The organism is Vibrio sp. Vb1026, from assembly GCF_033338745.1.
Lineage (GTDB): Bacteria > Pseudomonadota > Gammaproteobacteria > Enterobacterales > Vibrionaceae > Vibrio > Vibrio alginolyticus.
In genome coordinates this window covers 1-25409 of record NZ_JAWOTH010000004.1, presented here as the reverse complement: position 1 = coordinate 25409, position 25409 = coordinate 1, and the positions used below count along the sequence as shown (strand labels likewise).

Here is a 25409-nt window from a genome sequence, read left to right as displayed (position 1 = left end):
TTGTGTAAAAAAAGAGCCAGTTGATAACACCAACTGGCTCTAGAGGTTGATAAAGGCATGATTACATTGCGGCTTTCTTCGCTTCTTCGACCCATGCGTCGAACTTTTTCTGGTTCGCTTTGATCCAACCATTTACATGAGACTCGATGTCCGCTGAGCTGTTCTTACCTTGGCTCATCATCATATTCTGAGCACTAACATCATTGATATTTAGTTTGATGATTTCAAATAGCTTCGCAGCAGCAGGGTTTTTTTCCGTAAACTCTTTATTGGCAACGATGCGCATAGAGTTCATCTCGAAGCCGTAGTTCTTACCGTTCTCTAGTGTCGTATCAATGTCCTTACGCTCACCAGGAAGTGAAGAGAATGGCACTTCTAACCACACAACATCTTTCCCTGGAACTAAAACGCCACTTACCCAGTACGGTGTCCAAGTGTAGTAAAGAATCGGATCGCCTTTTTTGTAACGTGAGATCGTATCAGCGATAATCGCCGCGTAGTTACCTTGGTTGTGTGTTACTGTGCCACGAAGTTTGAAAGCATCCAACTGATGCTCAACAACCATTTCACACCCCCAACCTGGGTTACAACCAGTTAAGTCCGCTTTGCCATCGCCGTTTGCATCGAATAGCTTCGCCAATTTTGGATCTTTTAACTGACCAATGTTAGTGATGTTATATTTTTCCGCGGTTTTCTTATCGATCAAATAACCTTGCGCAGCACCACTTACGTATTGGCCTTTACGGAAGAACTTATCATCACCGCCCGACATCGTGTACTTATCGGCGTGAAGAGGGAACCAACCAACCGCTAAGAAAGTAGCATCACCTTTAGCAATAGAGGTGTAGCCTACGTTGTAGTCCACTTCTTTGGTCGGTTTAACATCGTAACCAAGCTCTTCAAGTGCGCGGTTTACGATCAACGTTTGAAATGTTTCTTCTGCAACGGTTGATTGAACAGGCTGAACAGTGACACCTTCACCCGGTAGTTCACTTGCCACACCATAAGTTGAAAATGCGATAGTACTTAGAGCTCCAACAGAGAGCGCTTTCTTCCATGAATTATTCATTGATGTTTCTCCTAAGTTTTAGATCGTCTTGGTTCGTCTTTGTTTTCAGTTTTAATAGGTATGAAACAGGACCTGTGTGATACCAGCGAAGTTTAGTGTTGCCCGCATTAACCCCTAACACCTGGGTGATACGGTCTAACAAAATCGCAAGAATAACGATGCCTAAGCCACCAACGGCAGCAAGACCCATATCAAGTCGGCCAATACCACGAAGTACCATTTGGCCTAAGCCGCCAACAGCAATCATTGAAGCAATCACTACCATAGAAAGTGACAGCATTAAGGTTTGGTTTACACCTGCCATGATAGTTGGTAACGCCAACGGTAACTGGATGCGATAAAGCATCTGTTTTTTGTTTGCCCCGAAAGAGTGGCCAGCTTCGATAAGCTCTTCAGGTACTTGCTGAATACCTAAAATAGTCAGGCGCACAACGGGAGGCAGGGCGAAAATGATCGTTACTACTACGCCAGGAACGTTACCAATACCAAACAACATAACAATTGGCACAAGGTAAACGAACGCGGGAGTCGTTTGCATTGCATCTAATATTGGCCTAACAAATTTGGCAGCGGTTTGGCTCCTTGCCAACCATATCCCCATTGGTAGCCCTATAAGCAAACAGAAGAAAACGGCGGTTAACACCAGTGCTAGCGTTGTCATCGCTTGTGACCACGCACCAATTAGGCCGATGAAAACAAGGGATACAAGAGTAGAAAAACCAAGTTTTACATTGGAAAACTGCCACGCTAGCAAAAATAAAATGAGTACCATTATAGGCGCAGGTGTAGACACCAAAGCAGTTTCAAACGACGTTAGAATAAAGTCGATTGGAACTCGTATTGCTTGGAAAACAGGTCGACCATGTTCCACCAGCCAGTTCAAACCGGATTCTACCCAGCTATCGAGGGGTAAAACCGCATCTTGGAATGGGTTCATAATATCGAATGGCGCTTGCTCTACAGTTTCTGAGTTGAGCCAATCATTACTTGGCGCGGCCTCTGTACCTTGCGACCAAGGATCATCTTGCGCAGGAGCAGTATTTGACCAGGGATCATTGTTAGTTTGCTCTGAAGACATCGTGTTAATCCTTATCTAGTGTTTGTAGAAGACGTGATTTAGTCACGACACCAAAGTAAGTTCCTTGCTCATCTACGACAGGCACGGCATAAGGAACACCAGCAACCAGACCCAAAATGTCATTAATTGACTGATCAGGCTGAAGAGTAACTTCATCCGGTAATTGAGCACTGGCTAACGAACGGTTTTCTTTATGAGCCAAACGTAGTGAATCAAGAGATACGATGCCGGAATATCGGCTAGATTTATCGACGACAATACCGTAATCACGGTCGTGATCCATCAGAATCTGCATCGCAGAGCCTGGACCGTCATTTTCCGATTTCTTAAAAACAGCCGCTGGCTTCTTGCGCGCGATATCTTTTGCTGTCAAGACACTTGCGATGTTTACGCCGCGGAAAAAGGCTTCGACATAATCATTTGCTGGACTGTGTAATATTTCATCAGGTGTACCAACCTGAACAACCTCACCGTTTTGCATGATGGCGATACGGTCGCCAATGCGCATTGCTTCATCCAAATCATGAGAAATGAAGACAATTGTGCGTTTGTCATCGTTCTGTAGACGAATAAGCTCATCTTGCATCTCAGAACGGATCAATGGGTCTAAAGCGGAAAACGCCTCGTCCATTAATAGGATGTCAGGATCACAGGCTAACGCTCTCGCTAAACCAACGCGCTGTTTCATACCACCGGATAATTCGTCAGGGAAAGATTCTGCATAAGGGTCTAAACCCACTCTTTCTAAGGCGGAAAGGGCACTTTTCTGACGCTCATTAACATCGATGCCGGCAAGTTCTAAACCAAAGGCGGCATTTTCAATCACCGTCATGTGTGGCATGAGTGCGAAACTTTGAAACACCATTGAGATATTATTACGACGAACTTCTCGAAGTTCATTCTCGGAGATGTGGGCGATATCTCTTCCTTTGAGATAAACACTACCTTTAGTCGGCTCAATGAGCCGGTTAAGAAGTCGAACAAGGGTGGATTTCCCGGAGCCAGAAAGGCCCATGATTACGAAAATTTCCCCTTCATTTATGGTGAGAGATACATCGTTTACGCCGACTGTTAAACCTGTCTGTTCAAAAATACCGTCTTTATCGACGCCTTTGTCGATAAGCGAGAAGGCTCTCTCTGGGTCTTCTCCAAACACTTTATACAGTCCCTTAACTTCCAGTATGGGATCCATGTTATCTGTCCTTTTTCGTGTGTTTATAACTGTTTAACGATTTGTACTCTAATTAATTTTAGTTCAACTTTCAACGAAAGGGGGTTGGTTAACTAGTTCTGCCGTGCATAGAGAATTCGTTGAGCAAGGTATGTTCAATTCTTGTTTTTTATATTTAAAACAATTGCTTGTGATGTGTTTTTATCCGCCATAACGTTGCCCTGACGTAGGGTTGAATTTATTTTGAATTTTTTTGTACATTTCAACTCAACTCGCTTGCATAGATATAAGCTGTGATAGCTTAGAGCTCTACATATAAAAAGGTTAGAGCTCTAATTTTTGGTTAAGGCTTGGTCCTGTGAAATCGGTTAGGTACTGTTATCCTTAGATTTATTTATTGCTTGATTTCACTCAGGGTGATATTTATCGCTGTAGTTTAGGCAACGTATGGAATAAAAAATGGAAGCCGAACAGTTAGAAGTGCTCAATTTCATTAGCCAGTACCCACCTTTTGATGACCTACCTGAAGAGCAGCTTAGAAAAATTGCTCTCAATGCCGAGGTTGCATACTTTCGGCAAGGAACAAAAATCCTTAACTTCGGAGATACGATCCGCGACTTGTATATGGTGAGAAGTGGGGCGGTAGAGATTTATCGACGTAAAGGTGAACTTTACAACAGGATTGATGCTGGTGGACTGTTTGGTCAGATGGGGTTGTTGATGAACAACCGCGTACGTATGCCAGCCAAAGCGATAGAAGACACTCTCGTTTACTGTATTCCGGAAAACATCTTCAATGAACTTTGTGATGAGTTTGAAAACTTTGCGGACTACATGGAACTGGAAGATAGCGCGCGTTTGCGAAGCGCAATATCTAGCCGCTCCGAAAGCAATGACTTTACCACCGCTAAGGCACGTAAAATCTTAGCAAGAGATCCAGTAACTCTGGAGGCAACGGCTTCAATTCAGGAAGCTGCGATACTAATGGCAGAGGAAAATGTCACCTCTCTGCTCATTATTCGCCCGACAGAGGAGCTCACAGAAGAAGATGACGAACAGCTGCTTGGAATTTTGACTGATCGCGATCTTTGCATTCGCGTACTAGCTCAAGGTATTGATACCAATATTCCAGTGAGTGAGGTCATGAGTTATGACGTGGTTTCATTGGATTATAACGCCTATGTGTTTGAGGCCATGTTAACCATGTTGCGTTACAACGTGCATCATTTACCAATTTTAAAAGATAAAAAGCCGATAGGAATTATTGGCATGACGGACATCGTTCGTTACGAATCTCAGAACAGCCTATTGCTAGTGAGCTCTATTTTTCAGCAAACCAGTGTCGAGGATCTCAAGCAGGTTTCTGAACAAGTAAAAGACTGTTTCGTAAGAATGGTCAATGAAGATGCCAACGCGCACATGATTGGTCGAGCCATGTCGGTTATAGGCAGTAGTTTCAAACAACGCCTCGCTGAATTAGCTGAGCAAGAGTTCGGCCCAGCGCCCATTCCTTATTGTTTAGTCGCAATGGGTTCAATGGCGAGGGATGAGCAGCTAATTGTAACGGATCAAGATAACGCGCTTATTCTCGATAACAGTTATGACGTTGAGATTCACGGAGAGTACTTTGAAAAGTTTGCTAAATTTGTTTGTGATGGTTTAGCGGCATGCGGCTATGCTTATTGTACTGGAGACATTATGGCTACCAACCCAGAATGGCGAAAAACTCGTGCAGAATGGGAAGAATGCTTTGGAAACTGGATAGACAATCCAACCCCTGAGAGGTTGTTAAATAGTAATATCTTTTTTGATCTCCTCGGTGTGCATGGGCGAGTGAAATGGGCGGAGCAATTAAGCAGCTTTATTGTGAGACGAGCGAAAAGAAATAACCGCTTTCTTGCTTGTATGGCGTACAACGCAATACGTAGGACGCCTCCACTGGGCTTTTTCAAAGACTTTGTGATGGAGAAAGATGGTCGTCATCGCAACTCGATTAACTTGAAGCGAAGGGGGACGGCTCCGTTGGCCGATTTAATACGGGTGCATTCTCTGGCAATCGGTTCCCGATCGCAAAACTCTTTCGACCGTTTAGATGACATTAATGATGCTGGCATTTTACCGAAAGGTCGAGGTTTGGATTTAAGGGATGCGATGGAGCTAATCTACATGGTTCGAATTCGTCACCAAGCCCTTGATATAGAAAATGGAGAAGAGCCAGACAACAATATTGAGCCGGAGAACATGTCTGAATTTGAACGTCGAAACTTAAAAGCAGCATTTCAAATTCTAAGTAACGCTCAGAACTTCATTAAGTTTCGATACCAGAGAAGTAGCAAATAATGTGGTTCTCAAAAAAAGTAGAAAAAGAACAGCCGTTGTTGGATACATCCCAGACGCCAGAGTGGTCAATGTTGTTCAAACAACTCGCTAAAGAAGCGAAAGACGAGAGGCTCAAACGCTACTATTCGGCACCGATGGTTAATGGGGAAACACCAATTGAACAAGTGCCATTTGTCTCGGTAGACTTTGAGACAACAGGATTGAACTCGGAAGAGGATGTCATTCTCACGATCGGACTTGTCCCGTTTACTATTGATCGTGTTCAATGTAATGGCTCTGCTCATTGGGTCGTTAACCCAAACAGAGAGTTAAACCACGAGTCTGTCATTATTCACGGTATCACTGACTCTGAGGTTAAAAACGCGCCGCAGCTGTCTCAGATCTTGGGTGAAATATTGGATGCGTTGTCAGGCAAAGTGGTACTTGTTCACTACAAGAACATTGAAAGGCAGTTCTTTAATAACGCCTTGCTAAATAGCATCGGAGAGGGGATACAGTTTCCTGTTGTTGATACGTTAGATATTGAGTATGCGATACAACGCCGTGAATGCAGAGGTTTTATCAATAAGTTGAAAGGCAAGAAACCCGGTTCTGTACGATTAGGGCACGCTCGTGAAAGATATGGCCTCCCTGCTTATCAACCTCACCATGCCCTGACGGATGCGTTAGCAACTGCGGAGCTGTTTCAAGCACAACTGCAGTATCACTTTAATCGAAACATGCCAATATCTTCGGTTTGGCAATAGGCGTTATTTATGGTGAAAACAATAAAATGCAATGAGAGATAGGGGGCTTTAAGATTATGATGGCGGATTGAGTAACCGCTTATAAGAACAATGTTTTATGAACATGTGCTTGGTAGTGATGAAGACGTTTCATTACTCGAACTCCGACGAAAGTAATTTAAACTTGGTCACGTATTTTTAAGGAGATTATCCGTGAGCACCGATAATAACGGTGGCATTCAACGCCCCGATGGAAAAGTAAACGCAATAGATACTGACTATCAAATTGGTCAGGATAACGTTGCGCTAAAGGTAGGCCCATTTGGCCTTGATATTCATAACCGTGTTTTTGCAATTTCTGGCTTAGCAATCGTCATGTTTGTTGTGATAACACTATTATTCCGAGAACAGGTAGAGCCGTTTTTTGCAGACCTACGAGCGGGTTTGTTGCACAATTTAGACTGGTTTTTTCTCGCTTCAGGTAATATTTTTGTCATTGTCTGTGTCGGATTGATCTTCACACCATTAGGCCGTGTACGAATCGGTGGTACTGAAGCAACACCGGATTACTCCTATGCTGGATGGTTGGCAATGCTATTTGCTGCGGGTATGGGCATTGGTCTCGTATTCTTCGGTGTATCAGAACCGATGTCCCATTTTAGTTCTGCGATTGGTGGCGTGAGCGTTGAGAATGGTGTACGTACTGACTGGGCACCGCTAGGTGGTGCAGAGGGCGATGCAACTGCAGCTTCGGCATTAGGGATGGCTGCGACGATTTACCACTGGGCACTTCATCCGTGGTCAATATACGCGCTCTTGGCTCTTGGGCTGGCTATCTTTTCATTTAACAAAGGTTTGCCACTCACCATGCGCTCAATTTTTTACCCTTTGTTTGGTGAGCGTGTATGGGGTTGGACTGGTCATATTATCGATATTCTTGCAGTTGTAGCGACGGTTTTTGGTTTAGCAACATCGTTAGGCTACGGTGCGTCTCAAGCCGCAACGGGTTTGAACTTCCTGTTTGATGTCCCAATGACCAATACCACGCAGGTTATATTGATTATTGGTATTACTGCGCTCGCTTTAATCTCTGTTGTGGCTGGACTCGATAAGGGCGTGAAAATCTTATCTGAAATCAACATGGGTCTTGCAGCGCTGCTATTGCTATTTGTTATTGTTGTTGGCCCGACGATTGCGATTTTAACTGGTTTCTTCGAGAACATCGTTTCCTATGTAGCTAATATCCCTGCCTTATCTATGCCATTTGGACGAGAGGATGTGAATTACTCTCAAGGCTGGACGGCGTTTTACTGGGCGTGGTGGATTTCTTGGTCACCATTTGTGGGTATGTTCATCGCACGTGTGTCTCGCGGTCGTTCAGTTCGTGAGTTTATTATTTGCGTTATTCTTATCCCATCTTCAGTTTGTGTGTTATGGATGACGGCTTTTGGCGGTAACGCAATTAGCCAATACGTTAATGATGGCTACGAGGCGGTGTTTAACGCAGAACTGCCTTTAAAACTTTTTGCCATGTTAGATGTTATGCCATTGGCTGAGATAACATCTTTTGTCGGCATTATCTTAGTCGTGGTGTTCTTCATTACCTCTTCTGACTCAGGATCACTGGTTATTGATACTATTGCTGCGGGCGGTAAGGTCGATGCACCAACGCCACAACGCGTGTTCTGGTGTACGTTTGAAGGTTTGGTTGCGATTGCATTGATGTTGGGTGGTGGTCTAGCTGCTGCTCAAGCAATGGCGGTGACGACTGGTTTACCATTTACTATTGTTTTGCTTGTTGCAACGGTATCTTTGATAAAAGGTTTGATGGATGAACCTCGTCCAAAGGCGGTTTCTAAGAAATCAAAATAACTAGTATCAGCAGTTAAATTATTGATAAAAGCGGTATGCGAAAGCATGCCGCTTTTTTTTGGATTTCTATTTTTCTCTGAGAAATGAACAGCATGGAAAATGGTCTTATTCTGGTTGTTTTTTGTACTGCGCATTTGGGTGACTATTTAATAAATTAGACCTCAAACTATTTTAACTTTTGGTTAATAGGTTTATTTTTGTGATCTAGATCACAAAAATACCGATAAAAAGGCGGATTATTTGATTTTTAGTCGCGAGGGATGCCCATAATAAAAAGGAAATTTAATTAGACCTCAAAGGATATGTATTTTCACATGATCACATCAGCACCTTGGGTCCTTTATCCAGAGATTGGAGAAGACTCAAGTAAAAAATGGATTTTTCGTGAGCCTAAAATCTCTGATGGTGACGACATTTACAGCTTGATTGCAGACTGTCCTCCATTGGACATGAACTCATCTTATTGCAATTTCCTACAGTCTACGCATTTCAGCAAAACCAGTATTTTGGTTGAGCAAAAAGGCGAAATCGCAGGTTTCATTTCCGGTTATCAGAAACCAGACGAGCAAGACGTTTTATTTGTCTGGCAAGTTGCAGTCTCACCTCGCTTTAGAGGTCATGGTTTAGCATTCCGCATGTTGAAAGAACTTCTCACCCGAGAGGAATTAGGCGGTGTTAAATCGGTAGAAACTACCATCACGGAAGATAATAAAGCCTCTTGGGCACTGTTCAAAAAGTTAGATGCGATGAACGGCAATTCTGGCCAAGTAAGCACATTTTTGGATGAAGAAGCCCACTTTAAAGGCAAACACGATACAGAATATTTGTATCGCATTCCTCTCAAATAATCCTCAAACAATAGGAATTAAAAACGGTCTCATCATGGATATTTTCAAAAAGCAGGAATCCAACGTACGCTCATATTCAAACAATTTCCCGGTCGTTTTTCGTAAAGCGAAAGGCTGCTGGCTAGAAACAGAACAAGGTGAACGATACTTAGACTTCCTTGCTGGAGCGGGATCTCTAAATTACGGCCATAACAATCCAGTACTAAAACAAGCGTTGCTTGAGTACATTGAAATGGACGGTATTACTCACGGTTTGGATATGCACTCAGAAGCGAAAGCATCGTTTCTGGAAGCGTTGGATACTTACATCCTTAAACCAAGAAACTTGGATTACAAGGTTCAGTTTACGGGCCCAACAGGTACTAACGCTGTTGAGGCGGCATTGAAGCTGGCTAAAAAAGTAAAAGGCCGCGACAGCGTCGTTGCGTTTACTAACGGTTTCCATGGTTGTACTGCTGGCGCACTGGCTGCAACGGGTAACCAGCATCACAGACAAGGTAACGGTTCTAGTCTAAGTAACGTCACTCGTATTCCATTTGAAGGTTACGCTGGCGTAGATGGTCTCGCGCTGTTCGAAACCATGCTAAATGATAACTCTGCAGGTATGGATAAACCAGCCGCTGTACTTCTTGAAACTGTGCAGGGTGAAGGTGGTTTAAATGCTGCTTCAAACGAGTGGTTACAACGTTTGAGCAAAATCTGTAAAGCCAATGACATTCTTGTGATTGTCGATGACATTCAAGCAGGTTGTGGACGTACCGGTACTTTCTTTAGTTTCGAGCCGTCTGGTATCCAACCGGATATCGTGACGCTATCGAAGTCGATCGGTGGTTACGGTTTGCCGATGGCTGTCGTATTACTTAAGCCTGAGCTTGACCAGTGGAAGCCAGGCGAGCATAACGGTACGTTCCGTGGCAATAATCACGCCTTTATTACTGCTGCAAAAGCACTAGAAATTTACTGGGCAAACGATGATTTTGAAACACACATCAAGCAGTGTTCAGACAAGGTAAGTGCAGTGATTGACCGTTGTGTTCGTCGCTTTCCACAAATGTTTGTGCAGAAAAAAGGCCGCGGCATGATGGTTGGTATTGAATGTATCAATGGTGACATGGCATCTGAAATTGCGAAAAACTGTTTCGAGAATGGAATGGTGATAGAGACAGCGGGTCCAGACGATGAAGTTGTGAAGTTCTTCTGTCCACTAACCATCAGCGAATCAGAGCTAGATCAAGGACTAAGCATCTTTGAAAATGCAGTAGAGACTATCGCTGCGAAACATTTCAAACAAGCATCTTAATAAGGATTTTAATTATGATCGTCAGAACTCTAGATGAATGCCGCAACAGCGAACGACGTGTTGTTTCAGATAACTGGGAAAGTGTCCGCATGTTGTTGAAAGACGACAACATGGGTTTCTCTTTCCATATCACAACGATTTATGAAGATACAGAAACTCATATTCACTATCAAAACCACCTTGAATCGGTGTTTTGTATGAGTGGTGAAGGTGAGATTGAAGTTGTAGGTGGAGAAACGTACCCAATCAAACCAGGTACATTATACATCCTTGATAAACACGATGAGCACTACTTGAGAGCTTATAAGAATAAAGAAATGGTAATGGCGTGTGTGTTTAACCCACCGATTACTGGCGCTGAAGTGCACGATGAAAACGGTGTTTATCCTCTCGTTGACTAAAAGATGATGGTGGGGTGCTTTGCCACCCCACACTTTACTATCTCTTCTTTTTTCTTTTTAAAGTTACCAATCAAAAAAGGCTTATCATGACATTTACCGTAGAAAAAATCGGCGGTACATCAATGACAGCATTTGATGCTGTTCTCGACAATATTATTCTTCGTCCCAAAACACCATACAATCGTATTTTTGTCGTATCTGCATACGGTGGTATGACCGATGCGCTGCTCGAGTGTAAAAAAACCAGTAAACCAGGCGTTTATCAGCTTATCGCGAAACGCGACGACAAATGGGAAGAAGCGTTAGCGTACGTTGAAAGCCGTATGTTGCTGACCAATGAAAATATTTTTGCGGACCCAATGAATCGTATCCGTGCGGATAAATTCATTCGCTCCCGCATTGCTGAAGCGAAAAACTGTATCGCGAATATTTTAGAAACCTGTCAGTACGGTCAATTTTCGTTGCGCCAGTACTTGCCTCAAATTCGAGAGTTTCTCTCGTCTATCGGTGAGGCACATAGTGCTTACAACACAGCACTAAAACTAAAAAATATGGGTATTAACGCTAAGTTCGTTGACCTGTCTGGTTGGGATAATCAAGCGCCAAGAAGCCTTGATGAGTCGATCAGTGACGCGTTTGCTGATATCGATGTATCAAAAGAACTGCCAATCGTGACAGGTTATGCTTACTGTAAAGAGGGCCTAATGCACACTTATGACCGAGGTTATAGTGAGATGACATTTAGCCGAATTGCAGCAATAACAAAAGCGGATTTAGCAGTAATTCACAAAGAGTACCACTTGAGCTCAGCAGATCCACGCGTTGTTGGCCCTGAAAAAGTATTACCAATTGGTAGTACAAACTATGACGTAGCAGACCAACTTGCCAACCTTGGCATGGAAGCGATTCACCCCAATGCCGCTGCGGGTTTACGTGAAAGTGGTATTGAGCTACAGATTAAAAATACATTCGAACCTGAACACGAAGGTACTTTGATCTCTTCAAGCTACCGCCCAGAAGAAGACAAAGTCGAGATCATCGCAGGTAAAGAAAAAGTATTTGCACTGCATTTGTTTGACCAAGCAATGGTGGGAAAAGCCGATAACGTTAGTTACGAATTGATGGAAATCATCTCAGATGCTCGTGTAAGTTTGGTTGGTAAAGAGATGAACGCTAACTCTATTACTTACTATCTAGGTGGCAGTTCTGATAGCTTAAACAAAGTATTGTATAAAGCCGAGAAACGTTATCCGAATGCCTCGATTAAAGGCCGTATGGTCGCGCTTATCTCAGCCATTGGTTCTCAAATTGATACCAACAAGACGTTGGCAAAAGGTGTACTTGCATTGATGAATAATGGCGTTACGCCAGTTGCACTGCACTCATCGTTGAGAAATGTAAATGTTCAATTTGTTGTCGGTGATAAGGAATACCAGCACGCGATTTGCGCATTGCATGATGAGTTTTTCCAAAGTAGCAGTTTAGCTAAATCGGTTAATGTGGCTTAGTTTATCCACGGTTAAAATACAAAGGAGAGCAGGTTAGCTCTCCTTTTTTGTTTTTCAGTTTGTACTCACAATGCCCGCTTTTTATAGGCTAAACAGACGATTTAAGTAAGTTCCTATGTGGCGATACACATAAGCCAGCAGAATGGTCTGCTGGCTTAATGTTACTGATTAACTAACGTTAACTTAGTTTACTTAAACTTGCTGATTTCTTGTTCAACTTTGTCTAGTTGCTGCAGCTTCTCTTGCATTTTTAGAGAGTCGTAGTTTAGTGAAGCAGGGTTCATCGCTGTGCCACGTTGCATTGGGTATTCTGGAAGTGTTTTAAAGAACTCTCCCACAACGTCTTGTACAGGTACAAATAGCCACATGTTGTCAGCCATCCAACGCAAGTACATTTGTGATTCGCTTGGGCCTTTTTCGAATGGGTCAGCGCGTAGGTGGATGATTTTAGGCCAGTTCGGAGCAAAACGAACTGCGTTACTTAGGTTCCCTTCAAGCGTTGCAAAGTGAAGTTTCCAGTCATTCCAGCGGACAGCGTTTAATTCACCATTAGACGTAAAGTAAAGCAGCGACTCACGAGGGCCTTTTTCTTCCTTACCTTCAAAGTATGGCATGAAGTTATAACCATCTAAATGTACACGCCATTCTTTGCCATTTGCTTTGTAGCCTTCTGCCAGTTTTTCTTTTACATCAGGTACGCCAGCAGCTGCCAATAATGTAGGCAACCAGTCTTGGTGCGCCATCATTTCATTGATCTTGGTTCCTGGTTTAATGACGCCTGGCCAACGAACCAGTTGAGGAACACGCATACCGCCTTCCCAAGTTGTACCTTTTTCACCATGGAATGGTGTTGCCCCACCATCTGGCCAAGTCATGGTTTCTGCGCCGTTGTCCGTTGAGTAGATAACGATAGTGTTGTCTGCAACACCTAGCTCATCCAGCTTGTCGAGTAAAACACCTACATGATCATCATGTTCCAGCATACCATCGGCATAAATGCTTACACCTGATTTACCTTGGTATTTTTCCTGCAAGCGAGTCCAAACGTGCATACGAGTGGCGTTATGCCAAATAAAGAAGGGTTTATCCGCCTTAACTGCTTTTTCCATAAATGCCAAAGAGCTCTCTAGGAACTCTTCATCTGCGTGCTCCATACGTTTTCGTGTCATCGGGCCAGTGTCTTCAATCTTACCGTCGGCATAAGACTTAATGACACCACGAGGGCCATAGTTTTTACGAAACTCTGGGTCTTTAGGGTAGTAATAAGTTTCAGGCTCTTCTTCTGCGTTTAGGTGATATAAGTTACCGAAGAATTCGTCAAAGCCGTGTTTGGTCGGTAAGTGCTTATCTTGGTCACCTAAGTGGTTTTTACCAAATTGACCCGTCATGTAACCTTGTTCTTTTAACAGATCTGCAATGGTTGGCGCCCAATCAGGTATACCGTGGTCAGAGCCTGGCATACCAATTGTTAACAAACCCGTACGAAATGGCTCTTCACCTGTAATAAAGGCCGCGCGACCAGCAGTACAAGACTGTTGTCCGTAGTGATCTGTGAACAACGCGCCTTCATTCGCTATACGGTCGATGTTTGGCGTTTTGTAACTCATCATACCTTGGTTGTATGCGCTGATATTCCAGTAGCCGATATCGTCACCAAAAATTGCCAGAATATTCGGTTTGTCGGCTGCCATAGCGGCACTGGACGCCGCTAACAGTCCTGCGCCTACAGCGATTTTGCTCAATTGATTTGCCATAAAAACTCCAGATTGTTGAGAGTAAAGATAAGCACAAGTGAGCCTTATGCTTAGTTGCTGCATAAGTTAATGATGTATATAGAAAAATCCTCTTATACTCGATATAACCATAAGTTATTGCTAGGTTGTAACCATTTGTTAATTAAAAAGAAATAGGATTGTTCTGTTAGTTTGTAGAGATTCGTAAAGTAGATTTAGATCACTTAAGAGCCTTATTTTTATTGCGTAGTAGAAGAGGGGATGGAAATGAAAAACAATAGGATGCTCGCTTGTTTTACGGTCCTAAAGCAATACTAAAGTCGTTATGTATTGCTTGTAATTATTTGTATAACCAGTGATTTAGTGTCTATATTGATTTAGGTTGTACATTATAAATATAAGGATATCTATGAGTCAGTGGGCAGGCCGGTTTCGCATTTTATTGCTGGTCAACGTTGTTGTCAGTTTTATGGCTTTTTCTCAAGAGTTATTAACAGAGAAACCAAATATTCCTTCAGGCTTAAATCCAGAATATGCTGGCACACAAGCTTGTATAGATTGCCACCAAAAAGAGGTGGAGGCCTGGAAAGGGTCACATCACGATATGGCCATGAAGCATGCAAGTACAACCTCTGTGCGTGGTGATTTTGATAACCATGTTGTAACGCACAAAGGAATGCCTAATCGTTTTTTTAAAAAAGGCGACGAATTTTGGGTCAATATTCAAGGTGCTGACGGGCAATGGCGTGACTATAAGATCAGCTATACATTTGGCTGGGAGCCATTACAGCAGTACATGGTCGAGTTTGAAGATGGCCGCGTGCAGCTTATTCCTTTTGCTTGGGACACACGAGCTAAAGTTGAAGGGGGACAGCGTTGGTTTCATCTTTATCCAGAAACGACAACAACGGATGAATTCTATTGGACCAATACCGGGCAAAATTGGAACTTCATGTGTGCTGATTGCCATTCAACGAACCTAAAGAAGAATTACGACGCTGACAAAAACACTTACAACAGCTCATGGTCAGAGATTAATGTGGGATGCGAAGCATGCCATGGTCCCGCTAGTCAGCACATAGAACTGGCCAAGAAATACAAAAATGCTGGCACTTCTTTTGAGCATGACAGCCATTATGGCTTTGATCGAAATTTGTCTAAAGCAGTGTCGGATTGGGTGTTTGAGGAAGGCCATAGTACGTTACAGCCGAAATCAATTGAAGCAACCAATCAAGTGCAAACATGCGCTCAATGCCATAGTCGCCGAACCCAGTTAAATGAAACAGGTGATCATGTTAAAGGTTCTTTTTTTGATAAATATCGCTTAAGCCTTATAACACCTGAACTCTACTATCATGATGGACAGATTTACGACGAAGATTATGTTTATGGTTCGTTTCTTCAATCTGAAATGGCAGAGAAGGGGGTCACGTGCACTAATTGCCATGATCCACACACGGCAGAGTTAACGATCCCAGAAGAGGCAGTATGTTCGCAATGCCATATTGCATCGGAATATACACCTGAAAAGCATACCTTTCATAAGGCTGGATCTGAAGCATCGCAATGTACGACTTGTCACATGCCAGAAACGACTTACATGCAAGTCGATCCTCGTAGAGACCACAGTTGGCATATTCCACGACCGGATTTGAGCAAACACATTGGAACGCCCAATGTTTGCATGTCATGCCATGAAGATAAAAGCAATCAATGGGCCGATGAACAGATAGCAGAATGGTACCCGAATTCGAAGTATCGTAATCAACAACATTTTGCTGTCGCATTTTATGCGGATTCAATTGGTCATCAAGGAGCAGCAAATGCGTTGGCATACTCTGCTCAGGATTCGTCTTTAAAAGACATTATTCGCGCCTCAGCCCTGGAGAGAATGGGGGGCAACACTGACCAAAATACAACAGTATCTTTGGCTAGGGCCGTTAAGAATGAGAATGAAATGGTTCGATTAGGGGCAATTTCAGGCTCGTCTGGTTATGAATTTCATGATCGGTGGCGGATTCTAGAGCCATTGCTTGGTGACCCGGTGCTTTCAGTGAGAGCGGAAGCTGCCTCGGTGCTGGTAGCGAACTACGCACAAATGACCCCTTTACAAAAAGATATCATTAAATCGCCTTTAGAAGAGTACATGGAAATTCAAGAGTTTAATGCCGATCGTGGTTTCGGAAGAACCAATTTGGCGAATGTGTACCGCAGCTTAGGTGAAATCGACAAAGCGGCCGAGCTGTATAAACAAGCGATCAGCATCGAACCCTATTTCGAAAATAGCTACGTTAACCTAGCAGATTTGTATCGTCACCTAGGTAAAGAAGAAGCTGCGCTCACGGTGCTACAACAAGGGATGAAAGCTCAACCTAAATCCAGCACATTACCATACAGCGCAGGTCTTTCTTTGTTACGTCAAGGCAAAGCCGATGATGCGAAAAAGCTACTTAGACGCGCCGCAGAAGTTGGTGAAACTAATGCGCATTATTGGTACGTGTACGGTCTAGCTTTAGAAAAAAGCGATGTTCTAGAAGCCAGTAAAGCGTTGCATACAGCATTTGAAGTCGGTGGCAATCCACAACACTTGTTTGCTCAATGCGAGGTTCTAGCGAGAAATCATAAAAAAGGTGCTGTCGCTTTTGCTTTCGATAGGTGCATACAAGAGCTTAGTCACTATGCACCTAAACAAGCTATTGATCAGCTTAAAGCCTCTATTGTCGGGGTCAATAGGAGCTAATTACCAAAAGTGGAGCTTTTATCGCTCCACTTTTTTCTTACTTAGTGTAATCAGCGTCTTTCGCTAATCTCAGCCCCATGTCGGACATGATGACTGACTGGCTAGCAAAATCGCGACGATAGTTTTCGGATTCGTCAGCATCATAGGCAAAGCTACCACCTCGTACAGACTTGTGTGCCAGGCTTTCTTTTTCATCTTTTGCGTTTACCGGATTATCACTTGGTGCCGATTTGTAATAGCCTTCATCAAAGGCATCAATAACAAACTCACCAACATTACCCGTCATATCGTATAAGCCAAGCTCATTCGGTTTTTTCTGACCTACCTTGTGTGCTTTATTGTTTGAGTTACTGGCATACCAGGCAACGTCGTTAATATCATCAGACCCCGCGTAAGTGAATCCTTGACTTAGATTCCCCCCTTTCGCTGCAAACTCCCATTCTGCTTCGGTGGGTAAACGATAGTGCTCTCCCGTTTTTTCATTCAATTTCTTTATAAAATAATTGGCTTGTTGCCAGCTAATGTTATTCACGGGCGTATTTGGGTTTCTAAAATAACTCAGAGAAGAGCCTGTAACCGATTCGAATAACTCTTGGGTTACCTCAAATTTTGCCAAATAGAAATCTTCCACGCGAACGGTGCGGGCCGGGCGCTCGGATTTATTTGCTGATGGATTATCCGAGCCCATCGTAAATTGTCCGCCTTCAATAAGAACCATATCTTGATCGATTTTTTGAGCAAGAGGGCTAGGTTGTGTTGTTGCACATCCAGTCATAATTAGCGAAATCGAAATAGCGGCACCAAGGTAAAGAGTATTACTTTTGGAATGCTTCATAGGGGAGCTCCATCAACATTTATGATCAAAGAATTTTATCAGGCAAGTCTATGAAAAACAGTTATACACACTATAACAAGCGCCACGAATAATTGAACATTATCATCACACTAGGCGATTAACTTAATAATTAGTCTTAACGCCGTTGGGCACAGGCTAGCAACTAAGAAGGTGATGAATGCACATAACTCAAGGTCCGCAGTTCAATGGAAAAGCATCCAAGCGATTACATGTCATGGCGAAACCTATCGGTGCAGTGTGCAATATCGATTGCACCTATTGTTACTACCTAAGCAAACAAGATTTACTTGAGTACAAGCCAGGCTGCTCACCAGTCATGGATGAGGAAACGCTCGAGACCTATATCCGTCAATATATAGCGGGACAAAATACACCTGAAATTATTTTCTCTTGGCAGGGTGGTGAGCCGACAATGCTAGGTTTGGATTATTTCAAGACAATTGTTGAGCTACAGAATAAATACCGTCCCGATGGCATTACGATCTCCAATGATCTCCAGACTAATGGCACACTGCTTAACGATGAATGGTGTGAGTTTTTAAAGGCGAACAACTTTCTCGTCGGTTTAAGCATTGATGGCCCAGAAATGATGCATAACGCTTATCGAACAAACCGAGCTGGTAGAGGCACATTCCGGCAAGTCATGAATGCGGTTGAACTATTACATAAGCACGAAGTAAAGTTTGCTACGCTCACTTGTGTTAACAACTTGACCAGCCGTAACCCACTTGAAGTGTACCGATTCTTGCGAGATGAAGTACGCTCCCCTCAAATGCAGTTTATTCCAATAGTTGAGCAGAAAACATTCAGAACAACCGCCCCTCAAACTTGGGAGCCAAACGAGCAACTAAAGCAAGGAGATAAACGGTTGATCCCAGGTCATAAAGATGCCGTTGTTGAGCCTTTTTGCGTTGCGGATGAAGCATGGGGAAATTTTCTGATCGCGATTTTCAATGAATGGGTTTTACACGATATCGGCAACGTGTTTGTGCAGTACTTTGAAGCCAGTATCGAAACCTGGATGGGCAGAAAAAACCCACTGTGTACGTTAGGTGAAATCTGCGGGAAGGGCTTAGCAATGGAGCCTAATGGTGATGTGTTTGCGTGTGATCATTACGTGTACCCAGAATATAAGGTTGGAAACATTCATCACGAAAAGCTCGATACGCTCGCTTATAGCTCTAAGCAGCAGAAATTTGGGTTTGCTAAAAGTCGTACGCTGCCCCAACAGTGCCTTCAATGTGATTATCAATTTGCATGTTTTGGAGAATGTCCGAAAAACCGTTTTATCCGTACTAGGCAAGGTGAGCCTGGTCTTAATTATCTCTGCGCGGGTTGGAAGAAGTTTTTTACCCATGTTGATCAGTCGATGGCGTACATCTTACGAGCGACAGGTAACCCAGTGGTTCACGGTAAATACAGTGACCAGATTCTACGCCAGCAAGCTACTCAAACACAGACTGTGTTTGAAACGAAGTTTTAAGATAGTCACTACGCCTGCTACAGGCCCGGAAATGAAAGAATATAGGTTATTGAATGCAAAAAATTAAGCTGCTCTCTAAATCATTACTCGTGATCTCGATCGGCATTGCTGCGAGTCAAGCAGCAGTGGCACAAGAAACAACATTGCTAGACCCAGATCAAGTATCGCCGACAACGGTTGTCACTCCACAAGAAGCTCAAATGACACCGGCGCAACGAGTCGAAAAGCTGTCTTATGATGTGCAAAATAAAAAGTTGTCTTCAGAAAAACGTATTGATGCTTTACGTGAGTTAGCCAACTATCCAAGCCAAAATGCATTGGTTGCAGTTGCGCGTGGGTTGCAGGATGAAGATGCAGGTATTCGCGAAGCTGCGATTGTGGGAGCACAGCCATATATGATTGAGCACCGTTGGCGTTTGATTTCACCATTATTGAGTGATGACGCCGCCATGGTGCGAATTACAGCAGCGATTAACCTCGTTCGAGATTACGCCAATTTGAGTTCGGAGCAACAGCAGTCACTTGAGGGGCCTGTTTCAGAGCTGACAGCACACTTGTCCAGTAAGAACGATAATGTTTCCAAGTTATTACTTGCAGACGTTTACCGTTGGCATCGTGATTGGGATAAAGCGGCGCTGATATACCCAGAGTTAACTAAGCTTGAGCCAAACAACCCTCAAGTTTGGTTAAGCTACGCAGACAACTTCCGAACGCAACAGCTAGACCAAAAAGCTATCAACGTGCTTGACGAGGGTATCAAGCTAAATTCAGAAGATGCCTCGCTGCATTATTCTAAATCTCTCGCTTTGGTTAGATTAGACAAAAAGAAAGAAGCGGCGTTTGAAATAGACAAAGCTGCGACGATGGCAAAGACGAACAGTTACTTTTGGTACTTAAATGGTGTTCTGCAAGAAGAGTTAGACTTGAAGAAGTCTGTCAACGCTTTTGAGCAAGCGTATTTGATATCCGGTGCTCCAGAACAATTGTATGCCGTGTGTGACATCTATGTTAGATACGGCAACCCTAAAACGGATGACTGCTTAACAGAGCTAACGAAGGTCGCTCCCGACTATGTTATTGAAGAGCTCAATCAGAAAAAGGGACGTAAAAGTGCCTCTACATCAGTTGAAGCCAATGAATTTAAACTCTAATCGTTAAATTCCATGTTCCTATTTCAATAAAATAGTGAACCAATTTAGTGACAGCGTCACTCTTTGGTGGTCGTTGGATATTTCAGTTCAATATGCGCCTGTTTCACTTGAACTATACTTTTGATTGGATTCGCACCTAGCACCTCAATATAAGGAATTAAGATGGCTATAAAGTTAAAGGCGATTGTCTTAGCAACAGGTTTTGCTCTGTCTAGTTACGCTGTTGCTGCTGATATGCAAGATCCACTTCCGTCATGGAACAACACTGACGCTAAGCAAGCTATTATGGCGTTTGTTACGAAAACAACGACCCAAGGTTCGGATTCCTATGTGCCTGAAAGCCAACGAATCGCGACGTTTGATAATGATGGAACACTTTGGGCAGAAAAGCCTGTTTATCTACAGTTGTTTTTTGCGATCGATAGAGTAAAAGAAATGGCCTCTGAGCATCCTGATTGGAAGACAACCGAACCCTTTGCTTCCGCATTAAAAGGTGACATGGAGGGGATTGGTAAACAAGGACTCGAAGGTGTAATGAAGCTTGTTATGGCAACCCATTCTGGAATGTCTACTGAACAGTTTCATCAAGAAGTTAAGGAATGGTTGAAAACGGCTGTCCATCCAACAACGGGTAGACCATACACTGAAATGGTCTATCAACCTATGCTCGAACTGCTCGACTATTTAAGAGCGAACGACTATCAGACCTACATCGTTTCTGGAGGCGGAATTGAATTTATGCGCGTTTGGGCGCCGGAAGTATACGGCATTCCAACGCAAAACATCGTGGGGACGACGTTAAAGGCGGAATATCAAAGTGTTGATGGAAAACCTACCATCCAACGCATGCCGGAAATAGACTTTGTCAATGACAAAGCAATAAAGCCTGTGACGATTCAAAACTTCATTGGCAAACGTCCGGTCATGGCGTTTGGTAATTCTGATGGTGATTTACAGATGTTAGAGTGGACGAAAGCAGGTTCAGGTCCAAGATTTTCTGCGATTATCCATCACACGGATGACAAGCGTGAATGGGCGTATGATAAAGATTCTCATGTTGGTAAGTTAGATAAATCGTTTAAAGTAGGTGAAGAGCAAGGTTGGCTATTTGTCGATATGAAACAAGATTGGAATCAAGTGTTTAAAGAGAGCACTAAATGATAATCTTTGTTTGACCATAACTTGCTGCAACCAAACAATTGCAACGAAATAAAAGGCCTCACAATTGAGGCCTTAGTTAATTCCACAATAGCTTCGATACCTAGGGTCTAGTTTCTAGGTTGCTGTGTCATTGTTTCTACCACTTTTTCAATACTTAACGAGCTACCTTTCGTTGCAGGGAACTCCTTAAATGTCTCTAGGAACTTACGCACGATAGCTTGAGCAGGAACGAACATCCACATTTGATCAGCGTAAAAATGTCTGACGTAAAGTGCTGCATCTGGACCGACCTCAAATGGATCCATACGAAGGTTTACAATCAAAGGCCAACTAGGTGTTTTGCGGTATGCCTCATTAATGGCACCCTCCATAACACTGAAGTGGATCTTCCAGTCTTTATAACGAACGGCGTTTAAATTACCACCAGCATCGAAGTAAAAGATTTCTTTGCGTGCGCCTTCATCAGCTTTACCAGTCAGCAGATCAAGTTGGTTGTAGCCATCTAAATGTGCTTTAAAGGTTTTGCCCGCTGCTTTATGACCCTTCAATAGTTTTTCTTTCACATCAGGTTCGCCCACAGCTGCTAGTAGAGTTGGCATCCAGTCTTCTTGTGAAAAGATATCGTTGATAACCGTTCCTGGTTTAATGTTTCCAGGCCAGCGTACCATCATCGGAACGCGGAATCCGCCTTCCCAAGTCGTACCTTTTTCGCCCTTGAACGGTGTAGTACCACCATCTGGCCAGGTAAATTTCTCAGCGCCATTATCAGTACTAAAAACAACAATGGTGTTATCTGCTACGCCTAGCTCTTCAAGTTTATCAAGCATGACACCTACTTGATCATCTAGGTCCATCATGCCATCGGCGTATAAGCCGTAACCTGACTTCCCTTGATATTCTTCACTCAAATGTGTCCAGACGTGCATACGGGTTGAGTTATGCCAAATAAAGAATGGTTTGTCTTCTTTTACTGCTTTTTCCATAAATGCCAAGCTAGCATCCATGAACTCTCGGTCTACGTTTTCCATACGCTTACGAGTAAGGGGACCTGTGTCCTCGATTTTGCCATCCGCAGTCGCCTTCAACACGCCTCGAGGTCCGAATTTTTTACGAAACTCTGGATCTTTTGGATAAAACTCAGACTCAGGCTCTTCTTCCGCGTTTAAATGGTATAGGTTACCAAAGAACTCATCAAACCCATGGTTAGTTGGTAGGTGCTCATCTTGATCACCAAGGTGGTTTTTACCAAACTGACCAGACACATAGCCGTGATTTTTAAGTAACTCTGCGATAGTAGGATCTTTCGATTGAATACCCTCTTTTGCGCCGGGCATACCAATAGTCAATAGACCGGTACGAAACGGATGTTGACCCAGAATAAATGAGGCTCGTCCGGCAGTACAACTCTGTTGTGCGTAAGCGTCTGTGAAAATGGCACCTTCATTGGCGATTTTATCAATGTTAGGAGTCTTCCCTCCCATCATACCATTGTGATACGCACTAATGTTGTATACACCTACATCGTCACCCCAGAACACAAGGATGTTGGGCTTATCGGCAGCAAAGGCTGTGGACGCAGCTAATGTACCGACCAATGCCATTACCTTTTTAATCGAGTTTCGCATGAAAATCCTCCGCGATAAATGAATCCATTATCGTTATATAACGTTACTAATTGTGTTCATCATGGCGAAGTCGAGTGAGATGACACCAAATGAGACAATGTAGTTAGTTGAATATAGTAGAGGTTTTTTGTTGCTTCCAAGTAATCCCTGTTTTTCAAAAATGTTAATTAACATGAACTAGACTTTAGTGTGTTTTAAGTGTGATAAGACGCACTTACAGGATTGAATTTCAATGAAAGGCGACACTATGAAAAATAAACTAGCAACTATCCTGTTTCTATGTATCCCGTTAGAAGTGGTTGCGGAAGAGACACCAAATGTCGTGGTAATGTTGGTTGATAACCTTGGGTGGGGAGAACTAAGTTCCTATGGGAGTACCAGAGGTGTTGAAACTAAAAACTTAGATCAACTTGCTAGAGAAGGTGTACGCCTTACTAATTTTAATGTGGAACCGCAATGCACGCCAACTCGCTCCTCATTCATGACGGGGAGGCGAGCGCTTAGGTCTGGGACAGATAAGGTTGTTTGGGGAGTGCCTTACGGTATGGTGAACTGGGAGATAACCATTGCAGAGAAGTTTAAGGAACAAGGATATAACACGAGCCTTTACGGGAAATGGCATTTGGGAGACCAAAAAGGGCGCTTTCCAACGGATCAAGGCTTTGATGAATGGTATGGCATTGCAAATACGACGGATGAGTCAGAATATAGCTCTCAACCCGGTTATAAAGCTATATTACCTAAACCTCAAATCCTTTCAGCTAGAGCAGGGCAGGATCCTAAAGGGGTCAAAGAATATAATTTGGACTCACGTAGAACGATTGACAGTGAGCTAGTTGAACATGCCACAGATTTTATAAATCGAAATGTGAAAGAGAATAAGCCATTTTTCTCTGTAATTACTTTTACTCAACCACATTTACCGACGCTACCTCATCCTGATTTTATTGGTAAAACAGGCAAAGGAAATTACTCAGATGTGTTAGCTGAGATAGATTTTCGAGCTGGGCAAGTTATTGGTGCAATAGAAAAAGCAGGAATTAAAGACAATACACTAGTGATTTGGTTTTCTGACAACGGTCCAGAGTGGCATATGCCATACCAAGGCTCTAGCGGGCCATGGCGTGGTGCGTACTTTACGGCTCTTGAAGGCTCTCTCCGAACACCATTTATTGCCTCTTGGCCTAACCACATCAAACCGGGCAGAGTGAGTGATGAAATTATCCATGTTGTGGATCTATTTGCCTCACTTTCTCATGTCGGTGGATACAAATTACCAAGCGATAGAACAATAGATAGTATTGATCAGTGGGCCTTTTTAAAGGGAGATAGTGAAAAGTCTAATCGAGATGGTTTCATCGTTAACAATGGATCTGAAACCTACGCTTATAAGTGGGAAAATTACAAGATGCACTTTATTGATCAAGATATCATGCCGGAGAAAGGGCGCCCATTACAGATCCCTGAAATATACAATTTGATTGATGACCCTAAAGAGGAGTTTGATTTAAGAAATAATGCCACATGGTTATTTCCTATCATGATAGGAAAGAGAGTAAAGTTTGAATCTTCCGTTTCAACAAGCTGCGATACGATTCCTTTCCCTGCTCCATTTGGATATGAGCCCGATTGTAGCAAGGGGAATTTCAATCAATTTCCAGTGGATGGGTTACGCCAGAAGTAGTTTATCCCAATGGCTCTTTCTCGCATACATGAGGTATGTTTTTGGTTCAATATCTCATTAGAGCCATTTAGGGCCATGTTTTTTCTAGTTTCATTTGAACAGTCATATTCGTCGACCATACTTAAAGTTCGTTGTTTCATATGGGGCGAATTATGCAGCCAATACTCTACATTCAAATCGGTAATGTTCTTTGGGCGGTTTTAAGTGACGGTTCTTGGATCCAAATGTTGCCCAACGAACAATTAGTTCCAGAAGTAGAGGTGGTTGTTCTTAATACTGACATTCTCGATATTGCATTTAATGAAGATACAACAAGTGAGGATGAATCGAGTTCGAATGATCTTTTAATTGCATCTCAAAACGGTATTGAATCCACTTTTAATCAGAGCGTTCGAGATTTTAGTGAGTCTTCTGGTGGGTTAAGTTTTGTTGCCTATATTCGCGCTGTTTTACCTGAGCAACTCGTTTCTAATGGCTATGTTACTAGGCCAGCAGTGCAAGAAAGAGAGAACCCAACTTCTGAGACTCAGGCTCCTGAGCGGTTGAATCCCGATGCTATATTAACGGTGGATATTCTTGATGGCGGCGATGGATACGAAAACCAGTTTGAAGTTCCTAGTGTCACGATTCAAGGTGACGCACTCAAGATAAGCGATGAGTGGCT

Annotated in this window: 19 protein-coding genes; 13 read left to right on the top strand and 6 right to left on the bottom strand. The window is 43.1% G+C overall.

What is annotated here, in order from left to right:
• Nucleotides 1-61: 61 nt before the first annotated feature.
• Genes proX through proV form a run of 3 tightly spaced genes read right to left on the bottom strand, consistent with a single transcriptional unit; the run spans nt 62 to nt 3339 of the window.
• Nucleotides 62-1069, bottom strand: a complete 1008-nt coding sequence (gene proX / locus R7E47_RS08455; protein WP_005377779.1) for a glycine betaine/L-proline ABC transporter substrate-binding protein ProX — start codon at nt 1067-1069, stop codon at nt 62-64.
• Nucleotides 1062-2147 (bottom strand): glycine betaine/L-proline ABC transporter permease ProW, encoded by a 1086-nt coding sequence (gene proW, locus R7E47_RS08450; RefSeq protein WP_005377778.1) that lies wholly within the window; start codon nt 2145-2147, stop codon nt 1062-1064. Before proW ends, proX begins: the two co-directional genes overlap by 8 nt.
• A gap of 4 nt (nt 2148-2151) precedes the next feature.
• Nucleotides 2152-3339: a glycine betaine/L-proline ABC transporter ATP-binding protein ProV gene (proV, locus tag R7E47_RS08445; RefSeq protein WP_017633996.1), complete on the bottom strand. Its 1188-nt coding sequence runs from the start codon at nt 3337-3339 to the stop codon at nt 2152-2154.
• A gap of 438 nt (nt 3340-3777) precedes the next feature.
• Between proV and R7E47_RS08440 the strand changes: the two genes are divergently transcribed.
• From R7E47_RS08440 to R7E47_RS08410, 7 genes are all read left to right on the top strand, one after another.
• Nucleotides 3778-5658 (top strand): DUF294 nucleotidyltransferase-like domain-containing protein, encoded by a 1881-nt coding sequence (locus R7E47_RS08440; protein ID WP_005377775.1) that lies wholly within the window; start codon nt 3778-3780, stop codon nt 5656-5658.
• Nucleotides 5658-6404, top strand: coding sequence for a 3'-5' exonuclease (locus tag R7E47_RS08435; RefSeq protein WP_285400532.1), 747 nt, complete (start codon nt 5658-5660; stop codon nt 6402-6404). The genes R7E47_RS08440 and R7E47_RS08435 overlap by 1 nt, the downstream gene beginning before the upstream one ends.
• Nucleotides 6405-6596: 192 nt before the next feature.
• Nucleotides 6597-8255, top strand: a complete 1659-nt coding sequence (locus R7E47_RS08430; RefSeq protein WP_005377772.1) for a BCCT family transporter — start codon at nt 6597-6599, stop codon at nt 8253-8255.
• 314 nt (nt 8256-8569) lie between these two features.
• Entirely contained in the window at nt 8570-9103 is a 534-nt protein-coding gene (gene ectA, locus R7E47_RS08425) for a diaminobutyrate acetyltransferase (RefSeq protein WP_005393379.1), read from the top strand.
• 34 nt (nt 9104-9137) lie between these two features.
• Nucleotides 9138-10403: a diaminobutyrate--2-oxoglutarate transaminase gene (gene ectB / locus R7E47_RS08420; RefSeq protein ID WP_017820939.1), complete on the top strand. Its 1266-nt coding sequence runs from the start codon at nt 9138-9140 to the stop codon at nt 10401-10403.
• 14 nt (nt 10404-10417) lie between these two features.
• Entirely contained in the window at nt 10418-10804 is a 387-nt protein-coding gene (locus tag R7E47_RS08415; protein ID WP_005377769.1) for an ectoine synthase, read from the top strand.
• Nucleotides 10805-10890: 86 nt separating this feature from the next.
• Nucleotides 10891-12312 carry an aspartate kinase gene (locus tag R7E47_RS08410; RefSeq protein ID WP_047100661.1) on the top strand — a complete coding sequence of 474 codons (1422 nt, stop codon included), beginning with the start codon at nt 10891-10893 and terminating at the stop codon, nt 12310-12312.
• A gap of 188 nt (nt 12313-12500) precedes the next feature.
• Here the strand turns inward: R7E47_RS08410 and R7E47_RS08405 are convergent, their stop codons facing one another.
• Nucleotides 12501-14066: an arylsulfatase gene (locus R7E47_RS08405; protein WP_005377767.1), complete on the bottom strand. Its 1566-nt coding sequence runs from the start codon at nt 14064-14066 to the stop codon at nt 12501-12503.
• A 388-nt stretch (nt 14067-14454) separates the two neighbouring features.
• Between R7E47_RS08405 and R7E47_RS08400 the strand changes: the two genes are divergently transcribed.
• Complete coding sequence (locus R7E47_RS08400) at nt 14455-16785, top strand: tetratricopeptide repeat protein (RefSeq protein WP_318084080.1); 2331 nt, start codon at nt 14455-14457, stop codon at nt 16783-16785.
• Between the two features lie 37 nt (nt 16786-16822).
• Here the strand turns inward: R7E47_RS08400 and R7E47_RS08395 are convergent, their stop codons facing one another.
• Nucleotides 16823-17560: a formylglycine-generating enzyme family protein gene (locus tag R7E47_RS08395; protein WP_373921278.1), complete on the bottom strand. Its 738-nt coding sequence runs from the start codon at nt 17558-17560 to the stop codon at nt 16823-16825.
• A 238-nt stretch (nt 17561-17798) separates the two neighbouring features.
• Here R7E47_RS08395 and R7E47_RS08390 point away from each other — a divergent pair, with 238 nt between their 5' ends.
• The 3 genes from R7E47_RS08390 to R7E47_RS08380 all read left to right on the top strand — a co-directional run bounded on the left by R7E47_RS08390 (nt 17799) and on the right by R7E47_RS08380 (nt 21436).
• Nucleotides 17799-19124 (top strand): anaerobic sulfatase maturase, encoded by a 1326-nt coding sequence (locus R7E47_RS08390; protein WP_033905217.1) that lies wholly within the window; start codon nt 17799-17801, stop codon nt 19122-19124.
• 53 nt (nt 19125-19177) lie between these two features.
• A complete protein-coding gene (locus R7E47_RS08385) occupies nt 19178-20275 on the top strand; it encodes a hypothetical protein (RefSeq protein ID WP_318084078.1) in 1098 nt (365 codons plus the stop codon).
• 162 nt (nt 20276-20437) lie between these two features.
• Entirely contained in the window at nt 20438-21436 is a 999-nt protein-coding gene (locus tag R7E47_RS08380; protein WP_318084076.1) for an HAD family hydrolase, read from the top strand.
• A gap of 107 nt (nt 21437-21543) precedes the next feature.
• On the opposite strand, the gene R7E47_RS08375 is transcribed toward R7E47_RS08380, so the two are convergent.
• On the bottom strand, nt 21544-23061 hold the full coding sequence (locus R7E47_RS08375; protein WP_033905220.1) for an arylsulfatase: 1518 nt from the start codon (nt 23059-23061) through the stop codon (nt 21544-21546).
• A gap of 247 nt (nt 23062-23308) precedes the next feature.
• On the opposite strand from R7E47_RS08375, the gene R7E47_RS08370 reads away from it, so the two are divergent.
• Together R7E47_RS08370 and R7E47_RS08365 are read left to right on the top strand one after the other, a co-directional pair.
• Entirely contained in the window at nt 23309-24745 is a 1437-nt protein-coding gene (locus R7E47_RS08370; RefSeq protein WP_225478180.1) for an arylsulfatase, read from the top strand.
• Nucleotides 24746-24897: 152 nt separating this feature from the next.
• Nucleotides 24898-25409: hypothetical protein (locus R7E47_RS08365; RefSeq protein WP_171343225.1), on the top strand; the 512-nt coding region annotated here is incomplete at its 3' end.